11 protein-coding genes, 2 rRNA genes and 1 pseudogene are annotated in these 8,125 nt (G+C 39.8%); 4 read left to right on the forward strand and 10 right to left on the reverse strand.

The genetic code is table 11. The annotated features are described in order from the left end of the window. From Q0340_RS10360 to Q0340_RS10370, 3 genes and pseudogenes are all read left to right on the forward strand, one after another. Positions 1–325, forward strand: a 23S ribosomal RNA gene (locus Q0340_RS10360); the annotation flags it as partial. Positions 326–738: 413 nt separating this feature from the next. After that, positions 739–855: ribosomal RNA gene (rrf, locus tag Q0340_RS10365) — 5S ribosomal RNA — on the forward strand. A gap of 1,140 nt (positions 856–1,995) precedes the next feature. Further along, positions 1,996–2,235 (forward strand): annotated as a pseudogene (locus tag Q0340_RS10370) (helix-hairpin-helix domain-containing protein); the annotation flags it as partial. A 992-nt stretch (positions 2,236–3,227) separates the two neighbouring features. On the opposite strand, the gene Q0340_RS10375 reads toward Q0340_RS10370, so the two are convergent. The 8 genes from Q0340_RS10375 to Q0340_RS10410 form a co-directional block, all read right to left on the reverse strand. Next, positions 3,228–3,506, reverse strand: coding sequence for a type II toxin-antitoxin system RelE/ParE family toxin (locus Q0340_RS10375; protein WP_298083239.1), 279 nt, complete (start codon positions 3,504–3,506; stop codon positions 3,228–3,230). Further along, positions 3,487–3,735, reverse strand: a complete 249-nt coding sequence (locus tag Q0340_RS10380; protein ID WP_298083240.1) for a hypothetical protein — start codon at positions 3,733–3,735, stop codon at positions 3,487–3,489. The genes Q0340_RS10375 and Q0340_RS10380 overlap by 20 nt, the downstream gene beginning before the upstream one ends. A 118-nt stretch (positions 3,736–3,853) precedes the next feature. Then, positions 3,854–4,186: a hypothetical protein gene (locus Q0340_RS10385; RefSeq protein ID WP_298083241.1), complete on the reverse strand. Its 333-nt coding sequence runs from the start codon at positions 4,184–4,186 to the stop codon at positions 3,854–3,856. After that, entirely contained in the window at positions 4,183–4,632 is a 450-nt protein-coding gene (locus Q0340_RS10390) for a hypothetical protein (protein ID WP_298083242.1), read from the reverse strand. The genes Q0340_RS10385 and Q0340_RS10390 overlap by 4 nt, the downstream gene beginning before the upstream one ends. Before the next feature lie 47 nt (positions 4,633–4,679). Further along, on the reverse strand, positions 4,680–4,820 hold the full coding sequence (locus Q0340_RS10395) for a DNA-binding protein (RefSeq protein WP_298083243.1): 141 nt from the start codon (positions 4,818–4,820) through the stop codon (positions 4,680–4,682). 245 nt (positions 4,821–5,065) lie between these two features. After that, positions 5,066–5,281: a hypothetical protein gene (locus Q0340_RS10400; protein ID WP_298083244.1), complete on the reverse strand. Its 216-nt coding sequence runs from the start codon at positions 5,279–5,281 to the stop codon at positions 5,066–5,068. Further along, complete coding sequence (locus Q0340_RS10405) at positions 5,274–5,720, reverse strand: hypothetical protein (protein ID WP_298083245.1); 447 nt, start codon at positions 5,718–5,720, stop codon at positions 5,274–5,276. The genes Q0340_RS10400 and Q0340_RS10405 overlap by 8 nt, the downstream gene beginning before the upstream one ends. Beyond that, positions 5,717–5,980, reverse strand: coding sequence for a hypothetical protein (locus Q0340_RS10410; protein ID WP_298083246.1), 264 nt, complete (start codon positions 5,978–5,980; stop codon positions 5,717–5,719). The genes Q0340_RS10405 and Q0340_RS10410 overlap by 4 nt, the downstream gene beginning before the upstream one ends. Before the next feature lie 145 nt (positions 5,981–6,125). Between Q0340_RS10410 and Q0340_RS10415 the strand changes: the two genes are divergently transcribed. Beyond that, positions 6,126–6,329, forward strand: coding sequence for an XRE family transcriptional regulator (locus Q0340_RS10415; protein WP_298083247.1), 204 nt, complete (start codon positions 6,126–6,128; stop codon positions 6,327–6,329). Between the two features lie 629 nt (positions 6,330–6,958). Here Q0340_RS10415 and Q0340_RS10420 read toward each other — a convergent pair. Both Q0340_RS10420 and Q0340_RS10425 read right to left on the reverse strand, forming a co-directional pair. Then, positions 6,959–7,531, reverse strand: a complete 573-nt coding sequence (locus Q0340_RS10420; protein WP_298083248.1) for an aspartate carbamoyltransferase — start codon at positions 7,529–7,531, stop codon at positions 6,959–6,961. A 170-nt stretch (positions 7,532–7,701) separates the two neighbouring features. Next, positions 7,702–7,968, reverse strand: a complete 267-nt coding sequence (locus Q0340_RS10425) for a hypothetical protein (RefSeq protein WP_298083249.1) — start codon at positions 7,966–7,968, stop codon at positions 7,702–7,704. Positions 7,969–8,125 lie beyond the last annotated feature (157 nt).

Raw genomic sequence — 8,125 nt, forward strand, 5'->3', positions numbered from 1 at the left:
TTAAAGCGGTACGCGAGCTGGGTTCAGAACGTCGTGAGACAGTTCGGTCCCTATCTGCCGTGGGCGTAAGAAGATTGAGGAGAGTTGACCCTAGTACGAGAGGACCGGGTTGAACCGACCACTGGTGTACCGGTTGTTCTGCCAAGAGCACCGCCGGGTAGCTAAGTCGGGATGCGATAAGAGCTGAAAGCATCTAAGCTCGAAGCCGACTCCAAGATGAATCTTCTTTTAAGAGCTCTAGTAGACTACTAGTTTGATAGGCCGGATGTGTAATGGATGAAAGTCCTTTAGCTGACCGGTACTAATAGCTCGTTTGCTTATCTTTTAAGCATTACTTCCTTGTTAAGGATAAAATTGATTCCTAATTTTTCACTATGCTTCGTTAAACTTCGCTGCAGACTTCGGTCACATACCATACGTATGCTCCCTCGTCTTTGCTCGTTTGCCTTGCCTAGCAAAAAATTAGTTCTCAATTCGAAATAGTAAATTTTTACTATACCTTATCAACCTTTGTTTTTATAAAACGAGATCTGACTTTAACGATGAACGCAGTGTTAAATAAGAGATTATAAAAGATATCCGTAATCTACAAATTAATCCAAATTAGATTACGAAGTATTTTTGATATGAGGCGAACAGGCAGGAACGAGTAAAGCTTATATGCTACGAGGCTGAAGTTCGTAACGTATTTGCAAGATATTACTGTCAAACAATAAAAGCAATCCCTTATTTAACACTGCCTGTGGCTATACAGACGAGGAAACGCCTTGCTCCATCTCGAACCAAGAAGCTAAGCTCGTCCTGGCTGATGATACTATCCGTTACTCGGACGGGGAAAGTAGGTCGCTGCAGGCTTTGTTAAAATTCCATAACTTTCCATACAATTTTCAATTTAAATTCTATTCCGGTATCTTTGGCTTATCGCTTTTTTAGCCAATAAATATTGCTTGATAAATTTAAAATTCCATAGCCTTTTTAGAATTTTAGAACCTTCTGCAAATACAAATTTTAAATCTAGCTCTCCGCCACAATACAAAATCTCAAAACTCTGCATTAAATTTAACTTATATTGAGTGAAAAATGATACGGATTAAAATTTTTCTATAATACTTGCTTGTTTGTATCATTTTTTTAATACTATCTGTTGCGTTTGTTTTTTAACTTCTATGGTGCGATCTTTATTTCTAACCTCTACGAGCCTTATTTATGATTAATACGTTCGTTCGTTTTTAATACATTGCCGCGCTTTTATATCTAAATTATAAAGCCGCCGGCACTTATAAGGCTTTCGAATGATTTAAACTAGATGCCAAATAAAGCTTGGCAAGCATTGTTACTTAATATAATGAAACGTTCTATAAGCAGATAAAACCTTATTAAAAATCAAGCCCAGAAAAGCATGTCCTACAAAAGCAAGCTTACGAATGCAGCTAAATTTTATGAAGATTGCTCGTCTAGCTTTGCACGTAAAGTATCCGTGCCTTTCACAGCACCAGTATCCCGTCGCCATATGCGTATAGCCTCGCACGTAAAAAGTCTCCGTGCGTGGCAAGGTGGCTAAATTTCATAAATACCGCCGCTTAGCCTTTTATATGATTTAAATCCAAATCCCGCTTCAATGCTTGCGGTATTAAATTTAATATATCTAGCTTTATCCTTTTCGGTCTCCAAAGAGGAGCAAAAAAAGCGCTGTTAAATTTAATATATCTAGCTTAGCTTTATCGTGCCTATCTGCTTTTTAAGACCAAGCTAAAATTTAATGTATTTATTTAATAAAACGATCAAAGCAGATAAAATTTCAATATATCTCTTAAATTTTATCTTCCTTTAAGCCCGCTACAAATATAATCCTTACCGTATTGCAAGGTAGCGTAATAGCTATATGGGCGGCATATCCATTCTAAAGCATAGACATGGGATAGGTATGCAAAAGCCCTAAATGCTAATAGACGTTTTATTTGGCAATACAAATATTTCAACCTCAAAGGACTTTTAATGAAAAACCTATTTAAATCCGCACTATTTCTATCGCTTCCTGCATTTATGCTAGCAGCAGTAAATTTAAACACTGCAAGCAAGCAGGAGCTTATGGCGCTTCCGGGTATCGGAGAAGCAAAAGCTCAGGCTATCATAGATTACCGCAAGGATAATAAATTTAAAGATATCGAGGATATCAAAAATATTAAAGGCATAGGCGATAAGAGATTTGAGCTTATTAAAGATGATCTTGCCGTAAGCGGCACTACCGATATAAGCGATCTAAAATCCGTAAAGCAAAAAGCAAATAAAAAAGCTAAAGATACCGCCAAATCCTCTAAAGCTAAAGCAAATGCTAAATCAGAAAAGATGCAAGATAAAATGGATGATAGCATGGATAAAGCTATGAATGAGGATGGTAAAGTAAAAAGCTCTACGGATAAAATGAAAGATGATGCTAAAGAAAACGGCTCATCCAAAGCTAAAGGTAAGAGAGGCAAGAAGGGTAGGGGAGAGTAATAAGAAAGAATATTAAAATAAGGGGAGGAGAGTAAGTTGGGCTTCTCCCTTTGTTTTATAAACTTTATAGTTTTATATAGCTCTATTCTTTTCTAATCATTGCTATTGTAAATTTACAAATTTTATAGCTCTTATTTTTTTCTATCTCTTTTTTTATTATAAATTTTGCAGACTTTGTAATTTACTTTTGTATTTTTTCTAGGCTTTACTTTCGTCTTATTTCGTATTTGATTTTTTCGGCTTTAAATTTATAGGTTACTTCGGGGGTAAAATTTAAACAAGTTCGCGCGAGCAAACAGATGTAACGTAAATTTTATTATTTCGCGTAGTTCGCTACTTAAGATAAGTACTGCCATATCAACAAAAAGAAAGTGAAAGGATTGATTAAAGGATGAAATGGATTAAATGGTGGTTAGAGGCGACTTGACGATGTCATTAATAGGCCCAATAATACGTTATTTCGACGATAAAAACAGCAAAAATATTTTTCAAATATTTTTTGGGCGATTAAGTTTTTAAGCTTCAAAAATGCGATAATGAAAAGTTTACTTTTCAATATTAAACGCGAGTAAGTACCCTAAAATAGGACTTTACATTTTAGAAATTTTCAGTTTTTAAGTTTCGCTAGCTTAAACGCCTAGATTTCTCTTAAGAATTGAAAAATTTTACGGCTTTTTTAGCTCGAAACTTAATTAAGGTTTCTTTGTGAAACTAGAACCGGTTTAATCGTTTCACTCTTGCCACTCATTCGCGCCGTAAATACCTAAGACGTAAATCGTCTCGCTCTCTATTAGATATGGGATAACGTAGCCTTTGAAAATTAAATCCCTAGCGTTGTCTTTCTTAACCTTTTGGCTAAGCCTATGCGCTAAGGGCATATTTTTTAAATCTAGGCACTTTCGAAAAACCTCATCGACGAAATTATCCGCTCTGTTTGGGCTGTCTTTAGCGATGAAGTCTTTTATCGCGTCAAGCTCATCAAAAAAGCGACTATGAAATTTTACGCGCATATTTGCCCGCTTTTATCCGCTCTATCGTATCGCGTGCAGTCGCTTCGTCTATTAGCCCTTTGCCTTTTAGGGCTTCGTCCGCGCGAGTGTTTAGCTCTTTAACATATTCGTCCGTTAGTTCGGTCGTAAGCGTCTCAAAGCTTGCATTCGCACTGCTAGCTAAAATCTTGCCTATGGCGACGAGCTGGCGCATTATGGTCTCGTCCGTTCGTATGGTTAGGGTCTGCATTTCTTAACCTTTGTTTTAAAATCCACCTTTATTTTAACTTCTTACTGCTTAGGGTTTGATAAGCCCGTTCGTTTTTTCGTTCGCCTCAGCTAGCGAAATTGTGTCTAAAAGCGAAATTTTAAGCGTCGTCATTCCCCGCCTGCGTTCGTTTTTTGTCATAACTTCTATTAAACACGCTGTAGGCTTCCGCGTTTTCGAAATCGTCGCGGTCGAATATCGGGCTTTTATCTTTAAATTTTATCAGCAGGTTTAAATAGGCTTTTTGCGGGTTGTTCTTTGCTTCTTGCAAGGCTTTTAAATATTCCTCTTTGTAGCGTCCGAATGTGAAATCTTTGTATATTACTTTAGCGTCCAAATTTAGCGCGTATGCTACGGTGTGAGCCATTAGGCGTAAATCGTCGTTAAAAAATATCGATAGCTCGTAAAATAGGTCAATATCGTAAGTTTTCAAATATCATCACGCCTTATTACGATTTGGGTTATGGCACTCGTAGAGCCTTGCTCTTGTAGCTCGTAGTTTTTGCCGAACATCGTTTCTTCATTGCGCGCGGTTATCCTGCTGTGAAGTTCGATATTGCTTAGGTCGCTCGCTTCATTTAGTAGCCTATTAGCCATTATTTGATTTTTAATCGCCGTTTGTTTAAAAAAGATTATCGCCCGTGCGTTATCGCTTACCGCTTGCGTTACGGCTTCACGCTCGTATTCGTTTAAATCCGATAGTTCCGCTAGATACTTCGTGCCTTTGGCTATCGTGCTTTTTAAATTTTTGGTTATGCCTTTGGTGATTTTATTGACCGCGCCCGCGCTTAGGTTAAAAAGCTTTTGTAGCTCTCTTTGGGTTGCACCCGCCTCATGCTTTGCTAATATCTGCGCTCTAATTTCGGGTGATATTTTCATTTGCTCGCCTTTAACTCTTTTATGGCTTGATTAACCGCCTCGCGCTCTTATCTTACCGCGCGCCCTATCTTGATAAAGGGCAAAACGATATTAAAGCGCCCCTTGTATTTGTCGCTTCTCATTTTAGAAAGCGTGCTTCTGGATAAATTTAAAATTTCGCCTACTTGCTTTGACGTTAATAGCTCCATTGTTTGCCTTTTTTGACGTTTTGAAGTATTTTAACGCGTTTTTAAATGTTGCTTGGTTTCGTGAAAAAAGGGCGGTCAAGCCCTCTCACGCGCCCTTTAGCGGAGCGTGCCACTTGTAGCTATCTATCGGCTCCGCTTCGTCTTGTAACGCGCCCGCTTGCTCGCAAAGATAGTTTATGCGCTTTTGCAGCTTTTCGCATTCGCTCGCGTAGTAGTTGAATAGGCGGTAAGCTTGTAAGCCTGCTTCAAATTGTCGCCCGCGCTTCGTCCATATCCTGCGCTCGCTTAGCTATCTCGGCTTTAAATTTAGCCCTCTGCTTATCGTCTGCGGCTCGCTCTAGCTTGCGCTTATGCAAGCTAGTCCATAGCTTAAAGGCGAAATCTTTTAGCTGTTCGTAGCTGGGTGCGTCTGCACCCTTAGCCAAATACTTCAAAGCGATATTAAAGTCTCTTTTATTCATTGCTCGCCCTTTCGCTTAGTTTGTTTTTAAGTTCGTCGCGCTCCTGCTGCACTTCGTAAAGCTCGTCGCAGGTTTCGCACCATTTTAGGTGCAGTTCATTGTAGAGCTTGCTTAGTTTGTCGTATTTATCCTCTAGGATTATCTTATCGGCTAGCAGGGTTTGAATTTTAATCCTATCCTCGCCCAATATCCTTAAAAAATATTCGTGAGCCTCCTTTAGCTCTGCGTTTTGCTCCTCTGCTTCGGCGGTGCGTCTATGCAATACGCCGTTACCTTTTAATACTCTTTTGTTCTCGTTTTGTATGTGGTTACGCTGGTAAAATAGCGAATAACCCACATCATAAAGCACCTGTTCGCTTACCTCATCGCTGCCTGCCGTTTGTTTAAGTAGCTCGTGAAAGCTCTTAATTACGGGTCTGTCTGTGTCATTTAAAATCATCTTAAGCTCCTTGCTGATGTGTTTTGCTTTACCACTCGGTAAAGCGCCTCCTGCTCTAGTGCGCCACTCTCGCATAAACGAGCTATGCGCTCAATCCTTGCTAGGCTTTGCGCGGCTTCATCCGCTTTCGCCTCTAGGGCGTCGTAAGCGTTAGATAGTTCCGTAAGCTTAGCGAATAGGTCATAAGCGCAGTCCTGCGCGCTCTCGTATGTGGCTAGGAATTGTGAAAACCCTTGCCTTGTTGAATGGTTGTGTTGCATTTTGGCTCCTTATGGTAAAACTACTTATTTAAGTATTAATAAGCTAAATTATACACTTAAATAGACATATTGTCAAGCTTTTAACTACTTGTTTAAATAGTTTCTGATATAATTGCATAATTAATCAAGTATGAAAGGCTATTAAATGGATAAAAAAGCTTTTAATGAATTACTTAAACGTGCCAATCTATCCAAAAAAGAGTTTGCCGAATTGGTTGGCGTTTTATCGAGTTCCGTTAATAATTGGGGTGGTTCTCAAAATGTGCCGTATTGGGTCGAAAGCTGGCTTATCAACTACATCAAAGCAGGCAATTTTGAAAAAATCAAAGAGCTAACTAAAGACATCTAACCTCATCACCTCCTTATCTCTGTTGTAATATGCGCCTATGCTCTAGATTAAATCTAGCCCATCATTCCTTTTTTGCTATTGCATTATTCATTTTTAGCGAATGGCGATATTTAGGGTGTTTTTATTGAACCCTCGCATTTCGTAAATAAAGCCCTCTGATTGATTTTAACCCTTTTGTATGAGGCGCGCCCTCTTTTTGCCTTGTAGCCCCTTTATTTTAATCCTATGCACCTGCTACTTTTTCAGGTGCGCCACCATTTTTTGAAAAATGTGCGAGAGTGTTTAAGGTTGAGAGCTTTGGATTATCAAAAAAAGGGTAGAAGTGAGAAAGGGAAAGTAAACGGACTACCCTGTACTAAGGGGTCTGAAACTTAAATCGCGTTTTTGGGTCTTGATTTTGAGGTGAAGTAAAGCACCAAAACATAGGAGCGGGCGGGTATTTTTTAAAAAAAGTAAAATGGGAGTTTGTGTTTTCATTTACTATGTGCTTTAGTTTTGCTTCCTATACACGTTTTAGGAAACCTTAAAGTAAATGAGAGGAGTAAAAATCGGCTTAAGGTTTGGGCGTGATTTTGGATAATTTTGGTCGAGTAAATAGGCGATGAGGTCGGACGGATAGAATAGGGCGGTTAAACGGCTAGGTCGATTATTTGCCCGAAGTCGCTTAGGGCTTGGCGCAGCTGTAAATCAAGCCGTTTGGTCTTGGGTAGCAAGGCGGGCTTGTTTAAATCGATTATCGGCGCGGTCGCTTCGGTTCGATACAAAGGAAAGCCCAAATCGTTTTTTAATGCCTTGTCGTAAAAATAAATCCTTTGTAGCGCGCCAAATTCTGCTTTTACATAGGCGGTGTTTCCGTGCCTGATTATCTCGAATGCGTCTAGGTTGAAAGGCGCGCAGCTATCATAACAAAGGTCGATACTTGAGACGTTATTAACGGCGTCTAGTAGCTCCGCTATTAAATCAAGGGGCGGGGCGGGCTTATGATATTGCCTCAGCCCGTAAAACTCAATAACGGCTTTTTGGCGACAATCATTAGGCGCTTTCGTAGTAGCGTAAAATATGCTTAAATTCTCAAGCTCGTATAGGTCGGTTATCTTTAGTCCGCGAAATTCATAACGCCTCGCGATTTTAATCTCTTTGGCATCTTGCATTTTTCGCCATTTTAAGCCGTGATTTTTGGCTATGCTTTTTAAAAGCTCCATTTTGCTAAACCGTTTTTTGGTTACGGCGTTTTTAAAAAAGCTCGCGCGGATTGTGTCGATATGAATATTCGGCGCTTCAGCCAAAATTTGGTTAATGTAAGGTAATATTTCCACGTTTTAATTTCCAAAGGGCGGTTTCGCTTGATACTAGCCGCCCTTAAATATTTTGATTACGTCTCAAGGGGCGTATTATTAGCTTTTGCCTCTTTGTCGCCCCAATCCCCTATTTTCTTTTTGGCTTTATCGAAATCCACGATATACCACCATTTAAACCTGCGCCCGTCTTCCTGCGCCCACCGGTCTTTAATCGCGCCCTCGCGCTTAAGCTCGCCCAAATACTGATTGGCGTTGCTTATGCCGAATACTCGCCCCGCCGTCACGCGCCCTTGTTCGAGCATTATTTTTAAAAGCGTTCTTTTATGATTGATAGATTTCATCTTTCCCGCTCCTTTCTTATGCCCGCTTTGACCTCTAGGGCTTTAATGCTCTCCTCTTGCGTCCGCGTGATGTGGAATAGGTCATAAGCGCAATCTAACAGCTCCTGCGACGCTCCATCTAAGCTCTGCACCTTGTAGATATGTAGCTGCCTTTTAA

The sequence above is a fragment of the uncultured Campylobacter sp. genome, assembly GCF_938045595.1.
Classification (GTDB): Bacteria; Campylobacterota; Campylobacteria; order Campylobacterales; family Campylobacteraceae; genus Campylobacter_B.

What these genes read in the sequence shown, in the direction of transcription:
- Q0340_RS10375 (WP_298083239.1), bottom strand. Translation starts at nt 3,506, where the DNA reads ATGCGCGTAAAATTTCATAGTCGCTTTTTTGATGAGCTTGACGCGATA.
- Q0340_RS10380 (WP_298083240.1), bottom strand. Translation starts at nt 3,735, where the DNA reads ATGCAGACCCTAACCATACGAACGGACGAGACCATAATGCGCCAGCTC.
- Q0340_RS10390 (WP_298083242.1), bottom strand. Translation starts at nt 4,632, where the DNA reads ATGAAAATATCACCCGAAATTAGAGCGCAGATATTAGCAAAGCATGAG.
- Q0340_RS10395 (WP_298083243.1), bottom strand. Translation starts at nt 4,820, where the DNA reads ATGGAGCTATTAACGTCAAAGCAAGTAGGCGAAATTTTAAATTTATCC.
- Q0340_RS10400 (WP_298083244.1), bottom strand. Translation starts at nt 5,281, where the DNA reads ATGAATAAAAGAGACTTTAATATCGCTTTGAAGTATTTGGCTAAGGGT.
- Q0340_RS10405 (WP_298083245.1), bottom strand. Translation starts at nt 5,720, where the DNA reads ATGATTTTAAATGACACAGACAGACCCGTAATTAAGAGCTTTCACGAG.
- Q0340_RS10410 (WP_298083246.1), bottom strand. Translation starts at nt 5,980, where the DNA reads ATGCAACACAACCATTCAACAAGGCAAGGGTTTTCACAATTCCTAGCC.
- Q0340_RS10415 (WP_298083247.1), top strand. Translation starts at nt 6,126, where the DNA reads ATGGATAAAAAAGCTTTTAATGAATTACTTAAACGTGCCAATCTATCC.
- Q0340_RS10420 (WP_298083248.1), bottom strand. Translation starts at nt 7,531, where the DNA reads ATGGAGCTTTTAAAAAGCATAGCCAAAAATCACGGCTTAAAATGGCGA.
- Q0340_RS10425 (WP_298083249.1), bottom strand. Translation starts at nt 7,968, where the DNA reads ATGAAATCTATCAATCATAAAAGAACGCTTTTAAAAATAATGCTCGAA.